The organism is Leisingera sp. ANG-Vp (assembly GCF_000813725.1).
Taxonomy (GTDB): Bacteria; Pseudomonadota; Alphaproteobacteria; order Rhodobacterales; family Rhodobacteraceae; genus Leisingera.
Window position 1 is genome coordinate 1 of sequence record NZ_JWLD01000006.1, and the last position, 22,990, is coordinate 22,990.

Below are 22,990 nucleotides of genomic sequence, written 5' to 3' on the forward strand. Positions count from 1 at the left end.
TCCAAAGCGAATACGCCCAGGCGCGGTTTGGCTTGTACGTCGATGGCTCCACCAGCGCCGGGCAGATCAACCCGATCGAGCGCAGTGCCACCCCCTGGACCAAATTCATCACCGATCAGGAGAGCGGCAAGTGACAGCTATCACCGTAGACACCCTTCGTGACACCTGCCTGCCGATTTACATCGGCGGCGAATACATGGCCTCGGCGGGGGCGCCGATTGACAGCTATGACCCGGCTACCGGCGAGGTCTGGTGCCAGGTGCCCGATTGCACCGATGCCGAGGTCGATGCGGCCGTCAAAGCCGCCAATGCGGCGATGAACAACCCGGCATGGCGCGACATGACGCAGAGCCAGCGCGGATTGCTGATGCTGAAGCTGGCGGATCTGCTGGATGCGCATGTAGAGCGGCTGGCAGAGGTCGAGACCAAGGACAACGGCAAGCTGTTGCGCGAGATGCGGGCGCTGAGCCAGGCGCTGCCGGTCGCCCTGCGCTATTTCGCCGGCATGGCCGACAAGATTGAGGGCACCACGATCCCGGTCAATAAGCCTGACATGCTGAATTTCACCGTCCGTGAGCCGCTGGGCGTGGTGGCGGTAATCATCCCCTGGAACTCGCCTTTGTACATGATGATGCGGGCGCTGGCGCCCTGCCTGGCCTGCGGCAACGCGGTGGTGGTGAAGCCGTCGGAGCACGCTTCGGCCGGCGCTGTTGCCTTTGCCGGGCTGATGAAGGAAGCGGGCTTTCCGGACGGGGTGTTCAACGTGGTGACCGGGCTGGGCCATACCGCGGGCAACGCACTGATTTCCCATACCGGCGTCAATAAGATTGATTTCACCGGCGGCCCGGCCACCGGCAAGGTGATTGCCAAGGGCGCGGCGGAGCAGCTGACCCCGGCGGCGCTGGAGCTGGGCGGCAAGTCGCCTCATGTGGTCTGCGACGACGCTGATCTGGATGCTGCCGCAAATGGCGTGGTGGCCGGGATCTTTGCCGCTGCCGGGCAGACCTGCGTGGCAGGCTCGCGCTGTTTCATCCAGGAAAGCGTCTATGACGAGGTGGTCGCCAAGATCATCGCCAAGGCCCGTGCGATCAACATCGGCGACCCGGGCCGGGACGACGTGCAACTGGGGCCGCTGGCGCTGTGGAGCCAGGTTGAAAAAGTCGAAGACTTTACCCAAAGCGCCCTGGGTGAAGGCGCCACGCTTGCCTTTGGCGGCGGCCGGCCCAAAGGGCTGGGCGACGGCTGGTTTGTCGAGCCCACGATTTTCACTGACGTCACTAACGACATGCGCATTGCCCGGGAAGAGATCTTTGGCCCGGTGCTCGCCATCCTGAAATTCCGCGACGAAGATGACCTGCTGGAAATGGCCAACGACAGCGACTTTGCGCTGGCCTCGGGCATCTGGACGCAAAACATGAACCGCGCGCTGCGCTTTATGCGCAGGATCGAGGCCGGCATGGTCTGGATCAACACCTACCGCAGCCCCTCTGTCATGTCCCCCTCCGGCGGGCACAAGGACTCGGGCTACGGAAAACACAACGGCTTTGCCGCCATCGAAGAGTTCAGCCGCATCAAGACAGTCGTGATCGACTATTCCGGCGCCCAGCAGGATGCCTTTGTGATGCGCGTCAACAAATAGGATTGTTCCCATGAAGTTCTCCATTGTCGTCAACATGGCGCGGTTCGACACCTCTAAGGGCATGGATCAGGTCGCTGCCGAAGCGCTGGATCTGGTGAAGATCGCCGACCAGGGCGGGTTCGATATCGTCTGGACCGCCGAGCATCACACGATTGAGCTCACCATCTCTCCGAACCCGTTCCAGCTCTTGTCCCACTGGGGCAACCACACCAAGAATGTACGTCTTGGCACCGGGGTCGTCGCGGCGCCTTACTGGAACCCGATCCGGCTGGCGGGCGAGGCGGCGCTTTGCGATATCCTCACCGGCGGGCGGCTGGAGCTGGGTCTGGGCCGCGGCGCCTATCAGTATGAGTTCGACCGCATGGCCGGCGGCATGCCGCAGGGCGAAGGCGGGCGGTATCTGCGCGAGATCATCCCGGCGGTACAGCGGCTGTGGGAGGGCGATTATGCCCATGAGGGCGAGATCTGGAACTTCCCCTCGGTCGCCTGTGTTCCCAAACCGCTGGGAAAAGTGCCTAGCATGTGGGTGGCGGCGCGCGACCAGAACACCTTTGAGTTTGCGCTGAAGAACAATTGCAACGTGATGTCCACCGCTCTGCGCAAGGATTTCGCCGAGGTCGAAGATCTGGAGACCAAGTTCCGCGCAGCGAAAGAGGTGGCTGGCAACCCTGCCGGTTTGTCTCACGCCACCATGCGGGTGTGCTGCGTTTATGACGATCCGTCAGTGCTGGATACGGCTGTGTCTTCGGTGGTGAATTTCGGCCGCAACTTCGAAAATCTGTTCAAGAACGCGGGCACCGTGGAAAACGGCTTCCCGGAACCGGTGGACTTTGACACCGTTGCCGCGCGCGGCGAGTACCAGCCGGAAAATCTCAAGGAAAACCTGCTGTTCGGCACGCCCGACGAGATCATCGCCAAGCTGGAACGCTATCAGGCCATCGGCATCGGCCACATCATGATCGGCCCCACCTTCGGGCTGCCGCATGAGGTGGCGCAGCGCACGGTCGAGCTGTTCGCCGACCGCGTCATCCCGCATTTCCGCGCCCAGAAAGCCGCTTAAAGACGGCCCAAGCGCATCACGCACGCTACAGTCTACCTTAGGGAGGAAATCATGACTGAACGTAAAACCGGGGCGGGCTTCAGCCGCCGCACATTCCTGACAACATCCCTGGCAGCGGGCGTTTCCGCTGCCGCATTGGCCGCTGGCACCGGCCGGGCCATGGCCGCGGCGGACCTTTCTGGCCGCGAGATGGTCTTTGCCAGCTGGGGCGGCAGCTATCAGGCGGCGCAGGAGGCTGCCTATTGCAACCCGTTCATGGAGAAAAGCGGCGCGGTAGTAATCCAGGACGGCCCGATGAGCGGCTCAAAACTGCGCACCATGGTCGAGGGCGGCCAGCCGATCTGGGATGTGGTGGATGTGACCGACACCTTCCTGTTCGCCAATGAAGAGCTGTTCGAGGATCTCGACTTCGGTATCGTCGATGCCAGCGCGCTGGATCAGGCCTATGTGCATCAGAAAGGCATCGGCTGCATCGTGTGGTCTTACAATATCGCCTTCAACACCGATGTGGTGGGTGAAAACACCCCGCAAAGCTGGGCGGATGTATTCGACGTCGAGAAATTTCCTGGCAAGCGCGCTCTGCGCGACCGCGCCTATCCGATGATGGAAATTGCGCTGATGGCCGACGGCGTTGCACCTGAAGACCTCTATCCGCTGGATATCGAGCGCGCCTACCGCAAGCTGGATACGATCAAGGACCACGTGATCTGGTACAAGTCGAACTCTGCCGCGCAGCAGCTGTTTGTGGATGGGGAGGTCGGCGTCGGCGTGCTGCTGAACGGCCGTACATTCGACGTCAACAAGAAGGGTGCGCCGGTTGACCTGACCTGGAACCAGAACATCCGCTCGATTGACTATCTGGTGATCCCCAAGGGCGCACCGAATGCCGAAGTGGCGCAGCATTTCATGAACGCCACAGTGGACGCGGACAACCAGGCGCTGATGGCCAATACGCTGGCCTATGCGCCGGTGAACCCCGCTGCCTTTGACAAGGTGGAAGACAGTGTTGTGCCGTGGCTCGCCACCACGCCGGAGAATGCCGAGAAAGGCTTCCTGATCGACGCGGCCTACTGGCGTGACAACCTTGGCCCGCTGACCGAGCGCTGGAACGAGTGGAAGCTGAGCTGATCGGCTCAGGCAAACACGGGTGCTCGGAAAAATGAACTAAGGGCAGCGCTTGACCTTGGGGAGGCGAGTAGCGCCTTCCCAGGGGGAAGGTCAGGCGCTGCCCGGCGTGCCGCCGGGCGATTCAGCCATATTATTAACTCTCTAAACAACAGGAGGCGCTGTGCGATGACGGCGGGAAACCGTACTCTCTGGCTCTTGATACCGGCAGTTCTGCTGATCGGGGTCTGTTTCCTATACCCGGTCAGCTGGCTGTTGCAGCGCAGCGTCTCCGAACCTGTCTGGGGGCTGCAGAACTACATCGCCATCTTTTCCAAGAGCATCTATCTGGGTGTGCTCTGGAATACGGTGGCGATTGCCGGGGCGACCACGATCCTCTGTGCGCTGATCGGCTTTCCGGTGGCCTATTCGATGGTCCATGCCCGGCCCTGGATCCGCAAGCTGCTGATCTTTGTGGTGCTGATCCCGTTCTGGACCTCGATCCTGGTGCGCAGCTTTGCCTGGCTGGTGATCCTGCAGCGCGGCGGCATCATCAATGACATCCTGGTTGGCATCGGCATGATCGCCGAGCCCTTGGACATCGTCTACAACCGCTTTGGCGTGCTCTTGGGGATGGTGCAGGTTCTTCTGCCTTTCATGGTCTTCCCGCTCTATTCCGTAATGGCACGGATTGACGGGTCGTTCTTCCGGGCCGCCACCAACCTGGGCGCGACGCCGGTGCGGGCCTTCTTCCGGGTCTATCTGCCGCTCTGCCTACCGGGGCTGGGCACCGGGGCGATGCTCGTCTTCATCATCGCGCTTGGCTATTTCATCACCCCGGCCCTGTTGGGCGGCCGCGGCGACATCATGATCGCGCAGCTGATCTTTGAACGCATCGACGAGTTCGGCGATTGGCCGCTGGCCTCGGCCCTGGCGATTGTGCTGCTGATCGGCACCGGGCTGCTGTTCGCAATCATCAAGGGCGTATCCAAACTGCGCCGGGGGCGGATCTGATGTTCTATTCTGCAAAATTCTGGGGCGGCCTGCGGGGCATCATCAACGTGATGCTGGTGGTCTATATGCTGGCGCCTCTGGTGATCATATTCGTGATCTCTTTCAGCTCAGCGCTGTACCTGACCTTCCCGCCGCCCGGCCTGTCGCTGCAGTGGTACGAGAAGATGTTCAGCAATCCAACCTGGACCCGGACGCTGGTTACCTCGCTCAAGATCATGGTGCCGGCAGCCATTGCCGCCACCGTGCTGGGCACCGCCGCCGCTCTGGCCTTGAGCCGGATGGACAGCAAATGGGCGCTGGCGGTCCGCGCTGTGCTGATGGCGCCGCTGGTGGTGCCGGTGATCATTACCGCCGCCGCGATCTTCGGGGTGTTCCGGATCTGGGGTCTCTATGGCTCACTCTGGGGGCTGATCCTGGCCCATGTGATCCTGACCCTGCCTTATGTGCTGTCGACGGTCAGCGCCAACCTGGCGGTGTTCGACAAGCGGCTGGAGGATGCCGCGGCCAATTGCGGTGCTCCGCCCTGGATCGCTTTCCGCCGGGTGACGCTGCCGCTGATCTCGCCTTCGGTTATGTCGGGGATGCTGTTTGCCATGGTGATCTCCTTTGACGAGCTGGTGGTGTCACTGTTCCTGTCCACCCCGCGGGTGCGCCCGGTGACGGTGCAGATGTGGTCCAACATCAAGGGCGACACCGACCCGACCATCGCCGCCATTGCCACCGTGCTGTTCCTGTTCTCCCTGCTCGCCCTCTTGGCGGACGGCATCGCCCGCCGCCGCTCGGGCCGCGAGCCCGGCCTGTAGACTTCCGAGGATACTTCGACATGACTGACCCTCTTTTGAAACTCGCCGGTCTCGGCAAAGCCTATGGCCAGGTTGACGCCGCCAAGGACATCAATCTGGATGTGGCCGACGGCGAGTTCGTGACCTTCCTGGGGCCGTCCGGCTCGGGCAAGACCACAACGCTGATGATGGTTGCGGGGTTTACCGAGCCGACTGCCGGCGGCATCAGCCTCAATGGGCAACCGCTGGATCCGATCCCGGTCTGGAAGCGCGATATCGGCATGGTGTTCCAGCATTACGCGCTGTTCCCCCATATGACCGTGGCGCAGAACATCGCCTTTCCGCTGGAGATGCGCGGGGTGGCGAAAAGCGATCGGCGTTCCAGGGTTGAAGAAGCGATGGAGATGGTCGGGCTGGCGGGCTTTGGCCAGCGCCTGCCCAAGGAGCTGTCGGGCGGCCAGCAGCAGCGGGTGGCGCTGGCGCGGGCCATGGTGTTCAAGCCGCGGCTGCTTTTGATGGACGAGCCGCTGGGCGCGCTCGACAAGAAGCTGCGCGAGCATATGCAGCTGGAAATCATGCACTTGCACAAGAACATGGGCACCACGGTGCTCTATGTGACACACGACCAGGAAGAGGCGCTGGTGATGTCCGACCGGATTGCCGTTTTCAGCAATGGCCGGATCGAGCAGGTGGGCTCGCCGCGCGAGCTGTATGAGGCGCCGCAGACCAAGTTTGTCGCGGATTTCATTGGTGAGACCAATTTCATTGCCGGCAGGGCCCAGGGCTGCAACGGGGCAGGGGCCTCGGTGCGCGGGCTGAACGGCCAGCTTGGCGCACCTCTGCAGGAGGGAGCCGACGCAGTTCTGGCGGTTCGGCCGGAACGGCTGAAGGTGATGAATGGCACCGGTGCTGCGGGGGGCAACACGCTGACTGGCACCGTGAAGGAACTGATCTATCTCGGCCAGTCGCGCAAGGCGATCATCGCGCTGGAGGACGGCACCGAGGTGGCGGCGCTGGAACAGGCCGCCCAGGCCGAGGCCACGGCGCTGGAGACGGGCAGCCAGGCGACTCTCAGTTTCCGGGCCGAGGATGCAAGGATCCTGGCCGATGTTTGAACGCTCCGCCGACGTGGCGTTGAACTACCGCGACGAAGGTGCGGGCGATCCGGTGCTGCTGATCCATGGTGTCGGCTCGGACCTGGAGAGCTGGGACGGGGTGCTGTCGCATCTGTCGCCTGACCGCCGCTACATCCGCTTTGACCTGCGCGGGCATGGGGCTTCACGGCGCTCCCCTGGGCCCTATACGCTGCAAGGCTTGGCCGATGACGCCATTGCGCTTCTTGACTACCTGGATGTGGCGTCCGCTTCGGTCATCGGATTTTCCCTCGGCGGGCTGATCGCGCAAGCAATTGCATTGAGCTACCCGGAGCGGCTGCGCTGTGTGACGCTGGTGTCTTCGGTCGGCGGGCGCACACTAGAAGAACAAGCCCGCGTCAGCGAACGTGCCGAAACCCTGGCCCGCGAAGGCGCGCTCACCCATCTGGCCAACGCAGTGGACCGCTGGTTCACGCCGGAGTTTGTTGCCGCGCACCCCGAGGTGCTGGAGGCGCGGCGGCAGAAGTCGCTGAAAAATGACCCCGATTGCTACGTTGCCGCCTACCGGGTGCTGGCGGGCAATGATCTGGGCGCCGAACTGCATAAAGTCACCGCCCCGGCGCTGGTGATGACCGGCGAGAACGACATCGGCTCCTCGCCGCGGATGTCGGAGTTCATGGCATCACAGATCCCCGATGCCCGCCTTCACATCCTGCCGCGGCTGAAACATTCGGTGCTGCTGGAAGCGCCGGAACAGGTGGCTGCCCTTATCGACCCCTTCCTTGCTGCCCATGGCGGCCCAACAGAAAAGACCAAGACATGACCCCGGAAGTCCGCAAATACGTTGCCTGGATCGAAGACATCCTGATCGAGGGCCACAAGCCTGCCAACCCGCCCCTGCGCATGGCCGCGGTGGCGGCGGTGCTGAAAAACCCCTGGTCCGGGCGGTTTGTTGAAGACCTCACCCCCGAGATCCACGCCTTTGCCCCGGTGCTGGGCGAGGAAATGGTGAACCGGCTGATGCCGCTGGTGGGCGGCGGGGACAAGGTGCAGGCCTTCGGCAAATCCGCCATCGTTGGGGTCAACGGCGAGGTCGAGCACGCCTCGGCTCTCATTCACACCCTGCGGTTTGGGAACTTTCTGCGCGACGCGGTGCAGAGCAGCGAGTTCATCCCGTTTTCGAATAAGCGCGGCGGCCCGGGCAACTCGATCACCATGCCGCTGAAGCACATCACCGAGGGCGGCGCCCGCTCGCATTTCCTGACGGTGGAGTTCAGCATCCCCGACGCGCCCGGCCCGGACGAGGTGCTGATCGCCATCGGCGTTGCCACCGGCGGGCGGCCGCACCACCGGATCGGAGACCGCTTCCAGGACATGCAGGACCTGGGTCACGATCAATCTGCGCGACCGCGGTGAGGGTCGCGCCTGATGGCAAATGAAACTTAACCCCGGCTCTCGCTTCTGGTTGAGCCAGGTGTCGTAGCGCAATGGCGGCGCCGTATCCGGCGGCCCCAAGACCTTCCCCAGCCGGTCCTGCAATTAGTTCATGATGCTGGTTGCCGGGGCACTTCACTATCCAGTGCCATCCGGGCTGCGTGCCGCTCCAGCCGCAGCCCGGCCATGGCCTTACGATTGGCCTGCAGCGCGGATGACCGGACCTTAAGAACATCAAAAGTTCGAGCTGTATCCGTGCGTGGCGCGCTGATCAGTTCACTCAATTCAGCACATCAAACTCAGAGATGGGAACGGAAGCTTTCCTGCTCGGCCGGAGAGGCGCGGAAAACGAGACGCTTGACTCAGAATTTCCGTTTTGCCATTCAGCCAGAGTGACCGGTTCCGCGAGTGTTTCAATGCGCAGCGGAAGAAATAGGGAACACGGTGCGGCGTACCCAAAAGGGACCAAATCCGTGACTGCCCCCGCAACTGTAAGCGGTGAGTGACGCTGAACACGCCACTGGGAGCTTCCCGGGAAGGCCAGCTGAACCGAGACCCGCGAGTCAGGAGACCTGCCGGACACAGGACTGAGGCTTCGCGTGCGGAGTTTCGATTCTTTTCCACCGGACGCCGGGGTGCGCGTCTGGCGCGACGGCCGTTCCGGCTTCCCGTGCCACTACTCCCCGTTGTTCATTCCTGATTGCAGGTGCGCCTGCGTCGTCGAATGAGGACGATATGAAACTGAACTACCTGGCCGCAGCTCTGGCCGTTTCCCTGCCGGTTACCGCATCGGCGCATTTCCAGCTGAACTACACCGAAAACGCGCTGATCGAGAAGCCGGGCGACGTGCCGATGGGCCTGGTGTTCTGGCACCCGATGGCAAACGGCCATGCGATGGACATGGGCAAGCCGGAAGAGTTTTTCATGATCCATAAGGGCGAGAAGACCGACCTGTCGGACCGCCTGGAGCCTGCCACCTTCAAAGGTGTTGAAAACGAAGCCTCTGCCTACAAGGCGTCCGTTCCGGTGAAGCGCTCCGGCGACTATGTCGTGGTGACAGTGCCCGCGCCTTATTACGAGGAAAGCGAGGACATCTACATCCAGCAGATCGCCAAGGTTGTGCTGAACCGCAACACCCTGCCGACCGATTGGGACCAGCCGGTTGGCCTGGCCACCGAGATCCTGCCGCTGAACAAGCCCTATAACGTCATTGTCGGCTCCACCTTCTCGGGCCAGGTCCTGGCGGACGGCAAGCCGGTTGCCGGTGCAGAAATCGAGATTGAGTTCATGGCAGCCGAGCCGGACCTGGAGAAGTTCTCCACCACCAGCCCCACCGTGGGTGAGATGCCAGGCGGTGCGATTGTTGCCATTGCCGACCAGAACGGCGTGTTCTCCTTTGGCATCCCGAAAGCCGGCTACTGGGGCTTTGCAGCTCTGGGTTCCGGCCCGGCGACCGAGCACGACGGCAAGGAACTCAGCCAGGATGCTGTGCTGTGGATCCACGCTGAAGAACTGAAGTGAAAGCAGACCGATGCATATCGTAGACGGCGCCCTGTCTAACCCTGTTGTGATCGGCGGCGCAGTTGCCGCCGTCGGCGGTATTGCCATGGGTCTGCGCAGCCTGCCGCTGGAGCGTATTCCGGCGGCGGGGGTGCTTTCGGCGAGTTTCTTTGTGGCCTCGCTGATCCATGTCCCGATCGGACCCAGTTCGGTTCATCTGATCCTGAACGGTTTGGCGGGGTTGATGCTGGGCTGGGCTGCGTTCCCGGCGTTGTTTGTGGGGCTGCTGCTGCAGGCGGTTTTCTTTGGCTTTGGCGGGCTGACCGTTCTGGGGGTGAATGCCGTCAACATCGCCTTGCCCGCGGTCCTCGTGGGCCTCATCTTCCGTCCGCTTGTGGCGCGCGGTTCGCCGCTGCAGGGGGCGATCTGGGGCGGCATCGGCGGCGGTGTGGCGGTTGCGGCGACAACCCTTGCTGTTGCGGTTTCGCTGATGCTGTCCGGCGACGAATTCGTACTCGCCGCCAAGCTAGTTTTCTTCTCCCATATTCCGGTGATGGTGATCGAAGCGCTGCTGTCCGGCGCGGCCATTTTCCTGGCCCGGCGGGTGAAACCCGAGCTGTTTGTCGACACAAAAGGAAGCCTGGCATGATCCGCTCCTGTGTTCTGATCCTCGCATTGCTGGCGCCGCTGCCGGCCTTGGCGCACAACGTAATCTCCTCGGTGTTTCCCTCCGGTTCGGACATTGAGGGCGAGGTGGGCTTCTCGAACGGGGATATGGCTGCGGATCTGCTGATCGAAGTGTTTGACGGGGCCGGTGCGAAACTGGGCGAGACCAAGACTGATGCCGATGGCTTTTTCCTGTTCACCCCGGCGGCACCGGTGACGCATGTCTTCCGCGGCGACCTGGGAGCGGGCCATGTTGCCGAAATGACCATGGAGGCGGCCGAGGTCGCGGCGATTATGGGCGAAAGCCCGGTTGAGACCGCAGCCAGCCCTGCCGCGCCTTCGGCGGCGGCCTCTGCCGGGCTGTCCGATCAATCCCGGGCAGAACTGGCACGGATGCTGCGCACCGAGCTGCGGCCGCTGCGTCAGGAACTGACTGCGTTCAAGAACAAGTCGGACTTCCAGTCCGTCCTAGGCGGCATCGGCTATATCTTCGGCCTGTTCGGCCTGGGCTTCTACATCGCTGCACGGCGCAAAATCGGCGGCAGCGCATGACCTATGTTCTGACAAGCGAAGAAAAGCCGCTTAGCGGGTTTGGGACTTTCCGTGCCAAGGTCACAGCGCTCGACCCGCGGATGCGAATTGTGATGACTGCCGTCTATGCAGTGGTCGTGGTGTCCCTCAGCAACCTTTGGGTCCTGGCGGCCGCGCTTGGTCTGTCGATGTGGCTGCTGGCCTTCTCAGGCCTGCCGTCCCGTAAAACGCTCAAGCGGATGGCGATGATGGACAGTTTCATCATCTTCATGCTGCTGATGCTGCCTTTCACAATCCCAGGGGCTCCGATTTTCTCCGTTTGGGGACTGGAAGCCAGCTGGGAAGGCTTGTGGCGTGCTGCGGAGATTGCGCTGACAGCCAATGCTGTGATCCTGGCTGTCATGACGCTGGTGGGAAGCATGGAGCCGGTTACCATGGGGCACGCGCTGTTTGCCCTCAGAACACCTGAGCGGCTGGTGCATTTGATGATGTTCACCATCCGCTACATCGATGTCCTGCGCGAGGAATACCAGCGGCTGCGCACCTCAATGAAGCTGCGCGGCTTCCGGCCTGGAACCAACTGGCACACCTATCGCAGCTACGGCTACCTGGTGGGGATGATGCTGGTGCGGGCAATTGAACGGTCGGAACGTATTCTCGCAGCCATGAAATGCCGGGGCTTTTCCGGACGCATCATCCTGCTGGAAGACTTCCGCTTCCGGCGCGCAGACCTGCTGTTTGTTCTCGCGCTTTCTTCCGCACTTGCCGCCCTGGTCTGGGCCGAGGCCGTCTATGCCGCTTCTTGAACTGAACGACATCCATTTTGCCTACCCCGGGCTGGATCCCGTGCTGCAAGGCGCCTCGATGCAGCTTGATGCCGGAGAGCGGCTGTCGATCGTCGGTCCCAACGGCGCCGGAAAATCGACGCTCCTGAAGATCATCATGGGGCTGCTCGCCCCTACCAGAGGGACCGTCTCTGCCTTTGGCAGACCTTGCGGCGCCGAGGCGGATTTTCACGATGTGCGCCGCCGCGTGGGCTTTGTGTTTCAGGATGCCGACGACCAGCTGTTTTGCCCGACTGTGGCCGAAGATGTGGCCTTTGGCCCGCTGAACCTTGGAAAGTCCAAACAGGAGGCTTTAGCGGTTGTTGACACTGTGCTGACCCGCCTGGGCCTGATGCATTTGCGCGACCGGGTCACACACAAGCTGTCGGGCGGAGAAAAGCGGCTGGTGACGCTGGCCACAGTCCTGGCCATGGAGCCGGTAGTGCTCATTCTGGATGAGCCGACCAACGCGCTGGACCCGGACAACTACGCGCGGCTGACTGAGATACTAAAAGGGCTTGATCAGGCGATCCTGCTCGTCAGCCATGACCCGGAATTCCGCGCGCAGATTGCTCCGGGCGGGTTTCAGCTGAAAGAGCGGGTGCTCGTGCGGATTTAGCACGTTCGGGCAGAGGGCCTTGCGGCAGAGGCAGGTGCCTGGCGGCATAGCCGGTCACCGCTTGCCGGTGCGGGCCGGGCCGCCGCAGGGGAAGCCCGGCTGGTTGAGGCCGCTGGTCAGCAGCGGGCAACGTTTATTACTTGCATCTGGGTATATTCCGCCAGCCCCTCGACTGATTGCTCGACGCCAAGGCCAGAGCCTTTGAAACCGGCCATCGGGATATGCGGGCCGATGTTCAGCTGCTGGTTCACCCAGATCGTTCCGGACTCGATACGCCCTGCAATTTCAGTGGCCTTGCGGGTATCGGAAGAATGCACCGAGCCGCCCAGGCCGTAGTCGGAGGCATTGGCGCGGGCGACCACATCATCGATGCTGTCAAAGCGGATCACCGGAAGGATTGGCCCGAACTGCTCCTCGTCCACGATTTTCTGCCCATCGGTGACATCGCGGACAATTGTCGGCTGTACAAAGTAGCCAGGCCCCTCCTTGACCGCTCCTCCGGCAATAATCCGGCCGCAGGCGCGGGCGTCTTCCAGGAACCCCTTGATCTTGTCGAACTGTGCCTTGTTCTGGATCGGGCCGATGGTCGTTCCCTGTTTCATGCCGTCATCAACCACCGCCTGTTTGGCGAGCGAGGCCAGTTCGGCACAGAACTCCTCGTAGATGTCGTGGTGCACATAGGCGCGTTTCACAGCCAGGCAAACCTGGCCTGCATTCAGAAACGCCCCGCCATAGACCTTTTCCGCAGCCGCTTTCACGTCCACGTCCGGCAGTACGATGGCCGGGTCATTGCCGCCCATCTCCAGGGTCACCCGCTTCATGGTGTCTGCTGCGCTGGCCATGATCCGCTTGCCGGTTTCCGAAGAGCCGGTAAAGCCGATCTTGGCCACGTCTGGATGCACGGTCAGCTTGGGGCCGAGGTCATTGTCATCGGTTATGACGTTGACCAGCCCCGGCGGAAAGATACGGGCGCAGATCTCGCCCAGCTTCAGCGCCGCAACGGGAGTGGTCGGCGCGGGTTTCAGCACAATAGCATTGCCTGCCATCAGTGCCGGGCCGATCTTCCAGCAGCACAAGAGCAGCGGAAAATTCCAGGCAATGATGCCTGCCACCACGCCCAGCGGTTTGTGACGGGTTTCGATGCGGAATTCTGCATCGTCCTGGATAACGCGGTCGGGCAGCTCCAGAGTTGCGGTGTGGGCCAGATAGCCCTGCGACCAAGCGGTCTCGCCCTGCGCTTCAGGCAGCGGCTTGCCTTGCTCCAAGGTGATCAGCCGGGCGATTTCGTCGGCTTCCGCGCCGATGGCGGCGGCCAGAGCCTCAATCTTTGCGCGCCGTTCAGCCATGGGTGTCTTTTCCCAATCCTTCTGCGCAGCCTTGGCTGCAGCAACAGCCTGGTCCATCTGCGTCTCGGAGGCATGCGGCACGCGGGCGAAAACCTCTTCTGTTGCCGGGTTGATCACCTCAATCATACGCTCCGCCGAAACCTGTTCGCCGTTGATCAGCATGCAGTAGTCCATCGCTGTCCTCCCTGTTTATCCATCAGCCGGGTTTGATTGGGAAACACCACCATGGAGCGGCGGCGGTGTCTTGGGCGGAGGCGCCGAAGAGTTTGCGTCCTGTGCCAAAGATCTGCGGCACGCCTCTGCGCTGAGGAAGCTGCGCGGCGAACAGCCGAAATGCTGCCGGAAGATTCGGTTGAAATGGGAAATATCGCCAAACCCCGCACCATAGGCGGTTTGGGCAATTGGCACCCGGCGGTCCTGCCGTGCCAAATGGCGCAGCTTGCCCGCTACTGCGGCCAGTCGTGTGCGGGTAAGGCAATCGGTAAAGGTGGTGCCGTTTTCCTGAAATTCACGCTGCAGCTGGCGGCGCGATAACCCGGTGCGGACAGCAAGAGTGTCCACAGTCAGCTTTGGATCAGTGCTGAGCAGCTGCAGCGTTTCGCAAACCTGCCTGAACCGGTGTTTTCGGCATCCAGGTCCGTTTGCGGCAGGGCGCAGTCCGGCACCGGTAAAGGCCAGTGATACCAGTTCGAAAAGATACCCGGAGCCGTCCTGTGCGCCTTCCGGCTCCAGCAGGGCGCGCATGCTGGCAAGCAGCGGATGCGGCGGGGCGATTTTGCGGCCGGCGTGCGGCATCTCCCGGCTGGCTTCCAGCACCAGCGCCCGCGGCAAGTGAGCTGACAGGAAGGCCGCCGGCCGGCCGCAGATGCTAAGCTCTGCAGAACGGGTGGAATCGAGCAGCAGAAACTCTCCTGGCTGCAGCAGCGTTTGGCGGCCCGCATGCTGGATGCCGGTTTCACCATCCAACTGGTGCAGCAGGAAGAAATGCTCCTGATCGTCGCGCAGGATGCCTTGACGTGTGCGCTCGATACGGACCGGCGCGCTGCGGATCTCGGCAACGTCGATGCTTCCGCGCCGGTGCAATTCAAACGAACCCATCCAGGCGGGAGCAGATCTGTCCGGGGCAGCGTAGTAATGGCCGCAGCTGGCACGCAGGGTGCTGTTCCAGTCGTCAAAGCAGATCATGCGGCCTGCGGACCACCCGGCACGATGCGTTCACGGCCGGTGAAGGAGGGCGCGCGCAGCATCCTTTCAACCCCGCCGTTCATGCAGGCATGGGCCAGCAGCCCGGTGAAATGCGCCGCCGCCAGGCTAGCACCGCGAACAGCTGCGCCGGGGCTGCCGGCACAAGCGCCGAACCGCGCGCCGGGCAGGTCGAGCCGCGACCATTGGGCCGGGGTGCAGCGGGCATCGCCCTGCACCGAGAAAACCTGCTCGCAGGCCGCGGGATAGACCGGCGCACCGCGCGCAGGCGCTGAGGCGGTCAGCAGTTTGCCGGCCGCCAGCACAGCTGTCACGGCCTCCGTCAGCAAATGGCTGGCGCTGGTATGGCCAAAGGAGCAGTGCACGATCTCCGCCTCGCTCTCTGCAGCCCGGTACAGCGCCTCTGCAGCAGTTGCGAGAGACGTGGACAGGCTGCCGGGAAAGATACTGATCCCAAGAAACCGGGCTGCGGGCGCATTGGCACGGATGGCGGCGGCCATGTGAGCGGCATGCAGCGCCGCCGGGCTCTCAGCGGCCCGCAGATGCAGCGCGCAGGCATCGGTGCGGGCGCTGAGACCGGGAGTGTCCGCTGCCAGCGGGCCGTCTATCAATGCAATCAGCGGAGCATGGGTCACGGGCGGGCCTCCGTCAGGGAGATTTCCATGTCAAAACTCCCGCCGGCCGCCGCGCCGTTGTGTGCAGTGAGGATACGGGTGGCATGCGGAAAGGTCTCGTCGATATAGGCGAGGATCCGGCTGGCAGTGGCAGGATCGACCTCCGACAATGCTTCATCCAGAACGAGGATGTCGAAAGGGGACAGGAGCGCGCGCAGCAGACAGAGCCGCTGGCGCTCGCCGCCGGAAAGAGTCAGCCCGTTTTCCCCCAGAAGGGTGTCCAGGCCGTCTGCGTTGCGGAACCTTTCCGCCAGGCCGAACAGGTTGAGCAGTTCCCACACTTTGGTTTCATTTCCGGCGCCGCCCCAGAAAGCCCGGGATTGGAACAGATTGTCACGCAGGCTGGCTCGCAGAGTAAATGGCCTTTGCCCAGCATAGGCCACCTGCGCAGGCAGCGGGGTTCTGCCGAGCAGGCTAAGCTCCGCACCGCCCAGGGTTGCCCGCCCAGCCAGGGGCGTGGCACGGCCGCACAGCACCTCAAGCAGCGAAGTCTTGCCGGCACCGCTGGCCCCGCTCAGCAACAAACGGGTACCTTCGGGAATGGTCAGTGTGAGCGGGCCGAGCGGGGCGGCATTGCCGCGGGCCAGGGTCACGCCGTCCAGCCGCAGCTTGTAGCCCGCGGGAGAGAAGCCGGCAGAGCGGGCAGGGGGGGCATGCATTACCGCATCAAGGCGGGCCGCGGCAACCTTGACCCGGGCTTGCGCATGCCACAGGCCCAGCAGCGACTGCATCGGCCCGGTCATGAAACCCATGTAAGCAATGAACGCGATTAGCGAGCCCAGCGGCCACTCGCCGTGGATCACCATCAGCCCGCCCGCCAGAAAAACCGCCGAGCGGGTCAGTGCTGACAGCAGCACCGGCACGGCGCGGGTGAACTCCCCCCACAGGTTCTGAGCGATCAGCCTTTGATTCAGTCCGGCATGATCGCGCAGGCTGCGCTGCTCTGCCCAGCGGAGCCCGCGCGCAACCTGCAGAGCAGGCAGGCCGAACAGGGTCTCGGACAAACCGGCGCTGTAGCGCCCTTGCGCCTCCCGCACTACTGCAGCGTGGTGTTCGGTACGCGGCCGCGCCCAGATCAGGAACAGCAGCTCAGCCGGAGCCAGCAGCGCTGTCAGCAGTCCCAGCCGCCAGTCCAGAACCATCAGCATGACCGAGCCGCCGGCCAGCCGGATCACTGCGGAGCAACCGCTCAGCACTGCGTTGAAAGCAAACTTCTGCACCTCAGCCGCGTCGCCATCAACCCGTGCCAGCAGCTCTCCCGCGCGCTGGGCAGCAAACCAATCTGAGGGCTTTGCCGCCAGCCGGGAGAGCAGTTTCTGCCGCATCCGCGCCAGCATCCGGACTGAGGCGCGCATATGCAGAATGTTGCTAAGGGCACCGGTGCCGGTGGCCAGCAGGCCAACGGCAAACAGCGCTGCAGACCAGACCAGCAGCTGTGTGGCATCTCCTGCCATCAGTCCGCGGTCGATGACCAGCTTGCTGATATAGGGCGGCAGCAGGCCAAGGGCGGCAGCGGCAAAGCTGATCAGCAAGAGCACCGCCAGCCGCCGCCGGTGCGGTTGCAAAATGGGCAGCAGCCAGGCCGCGGTCGAGGAAGTAAAAAGCACCGCACCTGCACGTGACGGCAGGTGCGGCCAGACCCGGACAGCGTCAGGGCCGTCCGGCTGGGGGGAGTATTTGGCGGCTGGCCCGTTCATCACTGCGGCACGACATGCAGGGTTGAGACCGACATGTCCCCGCCGGAGGGCATCCGGATCTCGCCCACCCGTTCCAGTGTGTCGCTGTCATAAATGCCGATGTCGTCATTGGTGCCCGCGACATAGATCTCGCGCCCGTCGCTGGAAACATTGATGACGTAGTAGGTGTGCGGCAGGTCCACCCGCTTCACCAGTTCGCGGGTCTCCAGGTTGTGCTTGGAGAGCTGGGTGTAAACTCCATAAAGGTGCTTGGGATCCGTGGCGCTGCGCACGGCTGAGAACATCAGTACCTCGAAGGAGGCAAAATCGGCGATCTCGGTTTCTCCGGTGCTCAGATCGACCGATTGATAGCCCCAGACAAAGTCCGCCAGCTCCTGCTGGGTTTCATCCGCAAAGACAGCCGCCGTGTACATCAGCAGCATCTCGTCGTTCTGGCTGCCGGTGGGCCAGAATGCCAGCACATCCGGCGGGCTGTAGGTGGGGCGGTCCCAGCTGGCGTTGGCTATTGCCACTTCGGTTGTGCCGCTGTCGGGGTCCACCCGGTAGATCTCATGCCCGGCGACATAGACCTGGCCATTGCGGTCGCTTGCCATCAGGGTGGAACGGCGCGGCGCTTCGAAGACGGCGGATGGTTCCGCTGCAAGCCCCGCACCCGCGTCATAGACGGCAAACTCCGGCTGCATCACCTCGTAGCGGTCAATCTTCTTTCGTACCGGATTGCGCACCGTGTAGATCTGACTGCCATCCTTGGACACAGCCAGCGAAGCCAGCGAGCGGCGGGTGACATCGCCTTCGGACTGGGCGGCATGGAACACTTTCTCGCAGGTTTCGATATCGACACCGACCACATCCTGCCAGTGGTTCAGCAGCACATAGGCGATGCGGTTGTCCGGCGACATGGCAATGACACCGGGTGTCACATTTTCACCCAGGTCGCAGTCGGCTTTGACCGAGCGGTCCCCGGCATCAAAGACATAAAGGTTCGAGGGCCGGGCCACCGTCACCAGAAGGTCGCCTGCGGCCAGCGGCAAAGCTGAGGCGCAGAGCGCGGCAGCAGCAAAAAACGCGGATTTCATGATGCGGGTCTCCTCAGGTTTCGGCGTCTGCAGGATAGGTGGCGCCAAGCGACCGCCAGTCCTTGGCGGCATTTGGTGCGCCCTCGTCCCAATTCGGGTGATTGACCATGATGTCGGGCACCTGAGCGGGCCACCAGCAAGGGTCGGAGCAGCCGTAAAGATCCGCTTCCATCGGCTGGCACAGGGCGGCAAGGCCGCCAAAGGGATCGACCTCCCAGCCCGGGTCGAAAGTGGTGGCACATCCGGCAGTCACGGTCTGCATGGCACGGACTTCATCCATCTGGCCTTCGGCAGCGGCCTGCTGCACGCGTTCAGCTTTTTGATTGAGCGGTTTCATTTTCCAAACGCCCTCCTCGGCGCAACATGGTGGTGGAAAAACTGCGGCGCCTGGGCGATCAGCCGGGCGTAGGCTGCGACTCCGAAATCAATCCAGTCGCGCATCAGGTCGCAGTAGTGATAGGTGGGCATCATCGGATCGCTGAAATGCGCATAGCTTTCGTGGTAACAGCCGCCGGCGCATAGATTGCGGATCCGGCAGGTGGCGCAGCCCTTTTCTGTCCGGTCGGAACGCGCCTTGATGAAACCCGAAAGTTCCTTGCGCTTGATGCCCTCATCAACGGAGCCGAACTGATCCATTTCCGAGCCGGTGAACCGGTGGCACAGGTTCAGCGCGCCATCGTGATTGACCGCCAGCATCCCAACGCCGGCTCCGCAGGGCAGTGCCTTGGAGCGACCCTCGTAGAGGTCGTTCATCATCTGATGCATGTTGGAAAAGCCGATGTTCCGGCCCTGCAGCGCCTCCTCGGCATAGCGGCGACCCAGGGATTTCATCCCCTCGAATACCTCCAGCAGTTCGGCGCCGTTGAGGTTGAACGCATCCATCTCGCCCGATGTCACCGGCGAAAACCCGACTTCGGCAAAGCCGATATCGTTTTTCAGATGGTCCCAGATCTCGACGATATTGGTGATGCCTGCGGTCAGGGTGACGCGGGCGCCCACCGGTTTTGAAGTGTAGCGCGACAGCAGCAGCCGTGCCTTGGCCGCCACCGTGTCATACGTGCCCTTGCCGCCCACCGTTTTGCGGTTCAGGTCGTGCTGCGCTTTGGGGCCGTCGATTGAGACTGTCAGCCCGAACCGGTGCGCGTCCAGCCAGTCGATCAGCGGCTCGGTCAGCAGCGTCGCATTGGTGGTGAGACTGAAATTCACTTCCTTGCCAAGCGCCGCAAAATGCGGCTCGGCCCAATCCACCACCTGGCGGATCAGCGGAAGGTTCGAAAGCGGCTCGCCGCCGAAAAACACGATGTTGTAGCTGTCCCGGTCCGGGTTTTCGGCCAGCAGCATCTCTGCCGATTTCCTGGCGGTTTCAAAGGCCATCTTCTGGCCCTTGGACGGCACTGCCAGATCCTCCTTGTAGCAATAGGAACAGGCCAGATTGCAGCCGGTGTTGACGTTCAGAACGATGGTCGTCAGCGGAAATGTCTCGATCTCGATCGGCGGCCGTTCCGGCTGCAGCGGGCGGCCGTCATTGACGATATCCAGCCGCACCAGCCCGTCGAGCCGTGCCGCGGCATCTTCAACCGCAAACCGCGCTTCAAACTCGTCCATCGAGAAGGCCTGTTCTTGCGCCGCATAATCGAGAATGTCGCGGTCTACGCTGTCCATCTCGAAAATCGAGGTGGTCGGAACATGGAACAGAACCTCGCGTCCGCCGACTTCAACCCGGTGCGCATTGGCAGGCTGATAGTGAAAGTCTTTCATGGTTTCTCTCCAGTCTCAGCGGATCGGCGGGTCGATGAAGCGCTGCACGGTGACAATCAGCATGGCTTCGGCCCGCAGGCCCATCGCCTCGGCCTGCACCTTCAATTCTCCCACATTGTTGGCGCTGAAGGGGCGGTCCGCATTGGGGCCGGCAATTGCAGGCAGGAAGATGCCGCTGGCCTGCATTTCGCCTGCATATTCGGTGTCCTTCATATGCGCCGCGTGGTCATGCGCGTTGGCCACTGACCACTGTGCGTCAACCCGGCCGATGCGCACGTCGTCCTCTGTGCCGGCTTGGCCGTCGGGGCCGTTCCACATGCCCACCGCGTTGAAATAGGCGGGCACCGCCGCAGGGCCGCTGTCGCTGCCGCCTCCGACACGGGCGATGGTGAACTCCGGTTCCACCCGGATGCTGTCGATGGAGGCATAATGCGCGATTTGCCCTTCAGCATTGCCGGTGCTGAAAGTGACGATCCCATTGCCCTCAGTTGACAGCGACAGGGCCGTGCCGAAGTCATTTGCGGCTGTACTGCCAGTCGAACTGGCAAGTGACTCCAGGCCGGTGCCAACCACCTGCACCCGGGCCTTTCCGGCAGGAACCGCAGATGGGACTGTGCCTAGAATGCTGCTGCCCGCTCCGTCTCTGACACCTGTCAGCGGTGCGCCCAGGGCATCGTTGCCGCGGTCGAACTGGCGCCCCTGCAGGCTGTTGCCGTCTTCCGACAGCGCCAGCACCTGACGGTAGGCGGTGCCGCCTATGTCCAGATTGGCCCGCCATTCATATCCGGTGTACAGGTTCATCTGGCCTGACGCGGGATGCACAGTACCATCCGCCGTCACAAATTCGCCGCTGATCTGGTAGGGTGAGTTTTCGCCGATGACCGTCAGCTTGCCGTAGGCTTCGCCGATGCCAGGAAGGTCGGTCATCACCACCCAGCCGCCCGCCACCGGCTGCTTCTCCGCGGCCCGCCAGTCCGTCCAGGCGGCAGTCTCCAGCGGGTTCTGTTCGGCCAGATAGTCTGCAATCTCGGTCCGGGCGATCTTGTACCATTCGCGGTCGCGGCCCAGTGCCTGGTATTCAATGGTCGGGAAGTGACCGACATGGAAATCCATGTGCAGTTCCCATTCCTCAGCCGTGCGGTTTTGCAGCAATCCGCGGGCGGCAGTATGGCACCGTGCGCACATCGAGGCAAAAGGCTCCTCCAGGCTTTCCTGGTAATTCGGATCTTTTTCCAGCGCATAGCGGAAGGGGGCGGCTTCCGCTGGAGCCAGGCCTTGGGTATCCGACAGATGCTGCACAACGGCGCGGCGGTCCGCGGCGCTGATGTCGAGCCCGTGCGCCTGCTGCATCCGCACAATTGTCATCATCCAGCCTTCTGGTGTTTTGCGCTGCCCGCTGATCCGGCTCAACCCGCTTTCCTCGGCGGTGTGGCAGCCGGAGCAGCTGTCCTGCAGCAGCCTCTCGCTGGCGAGCGCCGGCGCCGTGCCTGCGATCGTTATTATCAATGCGGCCGTCAGGCTGCCTGTTCGTGCTGTCATTAGATTGTCTCCCTGTTGCTGAGGTCCAAAGGGATCTGCGTCCCTTCGGTGAAACCCTGCGCGATCAGCCATTGGTGAATGGCGTTGGCGGCTTGCGGTGATGCTTCGGGCAGGACGGAGGTGTGAAACCCTGCGCGGCCGGGCAGCGGCCGCGTGCCCAGACGGCGCAGAAGCGGAATAATCTCTTGCCCGCAGGCAAAGGCGGCGCCGCCGGGGGCGTCGCGCGTAATCAGCACGTCGCGCCGTGCAAGCCGGCCGTCCTGCACAACAACCCGGCTGCTGATGTGCGGCCGGATGCCGGTATCATGGGCCGGGGTGTCATCGGGCCAAGCCGCGCGCCGGTCCCAAAACGGCGAGCCAAGCCCGGCCTCCCGGTAGAAATCGCGGCCGATCCGGGCCTGCCGCCAGAAGGTTGCGGCCACCCGGTCGCGGTAGAAATCGCGGGCGAGTGCTGTTTGGCCGTTCAGCAAGGCATTGGCGATTGGCACGGCCATCAATGCCGAAGAGACTGCCCAGAACATCCCGTGGCCCGACAGGGGGTCCAGCGCAACTGCCGCGTCGCCCAGCCGCGGACAGAGCGGGTCCAGCTCCGGCGCCGCCAGCCGGGCAGCAATGGCATGCACGGCAGGGCGGCGGGGAAGGGGGATGGAAGTTTCCTCCAGCACGGAATGCCACAGGGCACTGACCGCTGTCTTGCCGCCGGCCTTCGGGCCCAATGAATCAGCGTCTCCGACGGCCTGAAGCCACAGCTGGTTCCGGTTCACAGGGGTCGACCAGATCCACCCATTGGACCGCGCGTCGATCCGCGGCGTTTCCATGTACCCGGCGAGCGGCGGCACAATGCCGGCGACGGAAATTGTATCCGGGCCTGCGCACCTGTCCCGGCCCGACCCTGCGAATAGGCGCGGTGCGCGGCGGCCGCGTGCTTCAAACAAGAGGGCGGCTGTGATCTTCCGGCCGCCGGCGAGGCGGATGTGCCTTTTGTCCGGGCGGACAGCTGCAATAGCCGTGCAAAACACGGCGGCACCGCTGGCCCGGGCCGCCTCCAGAAGCTGGTTGTCGAAGGTGCTGCGGTCTGCCGGGTGCTCGTTGTTTTGGCCGCCCTGAAAAGCGCCCCACCGCACCTGTCGCTGCTGGGCCGTGCCAACCCCGTCCAGCGGCAGGCCGTGCCGGTGCAGAATTGAGGCCACGCGGGCAGACATGCCTTCGAACCGGGCCGCGCGCGGCGGCAGGGTGGCCAGTGCCACCCGGTACCCGGCCCGCGCCAGCAGAATGGCGGCCACCGACCCGGCTGGGCCGCCGCCTGCGATTGCAATGTCAAAGGTGCCAATTCGAGGTGCCATTTGCACAAGCTGCCCCGGTCAGGCGGTGTTTGTGGCGGACGCATCCGGACAAGAAGACGACATTTCCGGACAGAATCGGGGACAGCG

22 protein-coding genes and 1 riboswitch are annotated in these 22,990 nt (G+C 63.1%); of the genes, 13 read left to right on the forward strand and 9 right to left on the reverse strand.

What is annotated here, in order from left to right:
• Nucleotides 1–130: 130 nt before the first annotated feature.
• The 13 genes from RA20_RS02515 to RA20_RS02575 all read left to right on the forward strand — a co-directional run bounded on the left by RA20_RS02515 (nt 131) and on the right by RA20_RS02575 (nt 12,267).
• Entirely contained in the window at nt 131–1,639 is a 1,509-nt protein-coding gene (locus RA20_RS02515; protein ID WP_206540089.1) for an aldehyde dehydrogenase, read from the forward strand.
• 10 nt (nt 1,640–1,649) lie between these two features.
• A complete protein-coding gene (locus RA20_RS02520) occupies nt 1,650–2,699 on the forward strand; it encodes an LLM class flavin-dependent oxidoreductase (RefSeq protein WP_039124330.1) in 1,050 nt (349 codons plus the stop codon).
• 51 nt (nt 2,700–2,750) lie between these two features.
• Complete coding sequence (locus tag RA20_RS02525) at nt 2,751–3,827, forward strand: ABC transporter substrate-binding protein (protein WP_052248790.1); 1,077 nt, start codon at nt 2,751–2,753, stop codon at nt 3,825–3,827.
• A gap of 165 nt (nt 3,828–3,992) precedes the next feature.
• Nucleotides 3,993–4,817, forward strand: a complete 825-nt coding sequence (locus tag RA20_RS02530) for an ABC transporter permease (RefSeq protein WP_039124333.1) — start codon at nt 3,993–3,995, stop codon at nt 4,815–4,817.
• Nucleotides 4,817–5,620: an ABC transporter permease gene (locus RA20_RS02535; protein WP_039124335.1), complete on the forward strand. Its 804-nt coding sequence runs from the start codon at nt 4,817–4,819 to the stop codon at nt 5,618–5,620. Before RA20_RS02530 ends, RA20_RS02535 begins: the two co-directional genes overlap by 1 nt.
• A gap of 20 nt (nt 5,621–5,640) precedes the next feature.
• Nucleotides 5,641–6,714: an ABC transporter ATP-binding protein gene (locus RA20_RS02540; RefSeq protein ID WP_039124336.1), complete on the forward strand. Its 1,074-nt coding sequence runs from the start codon at nt 5,641–5,643 to the stop codon at nt 6,712–6,714.
• Entirely contained in the window at nt 6,707–7,516 is an 810-nt protein-coding gene (locus RA20_RS02545; RefSeq protein WP_052248792.1) for an alpha/beta fold hydrolase, read from the forward strand. The genes RA20_RS02540 and RA20_RS02545 overlap by 8 nt, the downstream gene beginning before the upstream one ends.
• Nucleotides 7,513–8,109 (forward strand): amino acid synthesis family protein, encoded by a 597-nt coding sequence (locus tag RA20_RS02550; RefSeq protein ID WP_039124338.1) that lies wholly within the window; start codon nt 7,513–7,515, stop codon nt 8,107–8,109. The genes RA20_RS02545 and RA20_RS02550 overlap by 4 nt, the downstream gene beginning before the upstream one ends.
• Nucleotides 8,110–8,507: 398 nt before the next feature.
• Nucleotides 8,508–8,721: riboswitch (cobalamin riboswitch) on the forward strand.
• A gap of 141 nt (nt 8,722–8,862) precedes the next feature.
• On the forward strand, nt 8,863–9,648 hold the full coding sequence (locus RA20_RS02555) for a DUF4198 domain-containing protein (RefSeq protein WP_039124340.1): 786 nt from the start codon (nt 8,863–8,865) through the stop codon (nt 9,646–9,648).
• Nucleotides 9,649–9,658: 10 nt separating this feature from the next.
• Nucleotides 9,659–10,276, forward strand: coding sequence for a cobalt transporter CbiM (cbiM, locus tag RA20_RS02560; protein WP_039124341.1), 618 nt, complete (start codon nt 9,659–9,661; stop codon nt 10,274–10,276).
• Nucleotides 10,273–10,845, forward strand: coding sequence for a hypothetical protein (locus RA20_RS02565; RefSeq protein ID WP_039124343.1), 573 nt, complete (start codon nt 10,273–10,275; stop codon nt 10,843–10,845). Before cbiM ends, RA20_RS02565 begins: the two co-directional genes overlap by 4 nt.
• Nucleotides 10,842–11,630 carry a cobalt ECF transporter T component CbiQ gene (gene cbiQ, locus RA20_RS02570; protein WP_039124345.1) on the forward strand — a complete coding sequence of 263 codons (789 nt, stop codon included), beginning with the start codon at nt 10,842–10,844 and terminating at the stop codon, nt 11,628–11,630. Before RA20_RS02565 ends, cbiQ begins: the two co-directional genes overlap by 4 nt.
• Entirely contained in the window at nt 11,617–12,267 is a 651-nt protein-coding gene (locus RA20_RS02575; RefSeq protein WP_039124346.1) for an energy-coupling factor ABC transporter ATP-binding protein, read from the forward strand. Before cbiQ ends, RA20_RS02575 begins: the two co-directional genes overlap by 14 nt.
• Before the next feature lie 116 nt (nt 12,268–12,383).
• On the opposite strand, the gene RA20_RS02580 is transcribed toward RA20_RS02575, so the two are convergent.
• The 9 genes from RA20_RS02580 to qhpG are packed head-to-tail and all read right to left on the reverse strand — an operon-like array spanning nt 12,384 to nt 22,903.
• Entirely contained in the window at nt 12,384–13,787 is a 1,404-nt protein-coding gene (locus tag RA20_RS02580) for an aldehyde dehydrogenase family protein (protein ID WP_039124348.1), read from the reverse strand.
• 15 nt (nt 13,788–13,802) lie between these two features.
• Nucleotides 13,803–14,798 (reverse strand): helix-turn-helix domain-containing protein, encoded by a 996-nt coding sequence (locus tag RA20_RS02585; RefSeq protein WP_039124350.1) that lies wholly within the window; start codon nt 14,796–14,798, stop codon nt 13,803–13,805.
• Entirely contained in the window at nt 14,795–15,451 is a 657-nt protein-coding gene (locus RA20_RS02590) for a hypothetical protein (RefSeq protein ID WP_052248793.1), read from the reverse strand. Before RA20_RS02590 ends, RA20_RS02585 begins: the two co-directional genes overlap by 4 nt.
• Nucleotides 15,448–17,187: an ABC transporter ATP-binding protein gene (locus tag RA20_RS02595; protein WP_052248794.1), complete on the reverse strand. Its 1,740-nt coding sequence runs from the start codon at nt 17,185–17,187 to the stop codon at nt 15,448–15,450. The genes RA20_RS02590 and RA20_RS02595 overlap by 4 nt, the downstream gene beginning before the upstream one ends.
• The gene (gene peaD / locus RA20_RS02600; RefSeq protein ID WP_039124352.1) at nt 17,187–18,263 is read right to left on the reverse strand and encodes a quinohemoprotein amine dehydrogenase subunit beta; all 1,077 of its coding nucleotides are present in this window, start codon (nt 18,261–18,263) and stop codon (nt 17,187–17,189) included. The genes RA20_RS02595 and peaD overlap by 1 nt, the downstream gene beginning before the upstream one ends.
• A 13-nt stretch (nt 18,264–18,276) precedes the next feature.
• Nucleotides 18,277–18,600: a quinohemoprotein amine dehydrogenase subunit gamma gene (gene qhpC, locus RA20_RS02605; protein ID WP_039124354.1), complete on the reverse strand. Its 324-nt coding sequence runs from the start codon at nt 18,598–18,600 to the stop codon at nt 18,277–18,279.
• A complete protein-coding gene (gene peaB / locus RA20_RS02610) occupies nt 18,597–20,021 on the reverse strand; it encodes a quinohemoprotein amine dehydrogenase maturation protein (RefSeq protein ID WP_039124355.1) in 1,425 nt (474 codons plus the stop codon). The genes qhpC and peaB overlap by 4 nt, the downstream gene beginning before the upstream one ends.
• A 15-nt stretch (nt 20,022–20,036) precedes the next feature.
• Entirely contained in the window at nt 20,037–21,560 is a 1,524-nt protein-coding gene (gene peaA / locus RA20_RS02615) for a quinohemoprotein amine dehydrogenase subunit alpha (RefSeq protein WP_039124357.1), read from the reverse strand.
• A complete protein-coding gene (gene qhpG, locus RA20_RS02620; protein ID WP_039124359.1) occupies nt 21,560–22,903 on the reverse strand; it encodes a flavin-dependent monooxygenase QhpG in 1,344 nt (447 codons plus the stop codon). Before qhpG ends, peaA begins: the two co-directional genes overlap by 1 nt.
• Nucleotides 22,904–22,990: the final 87 nt, after the last annotated feature.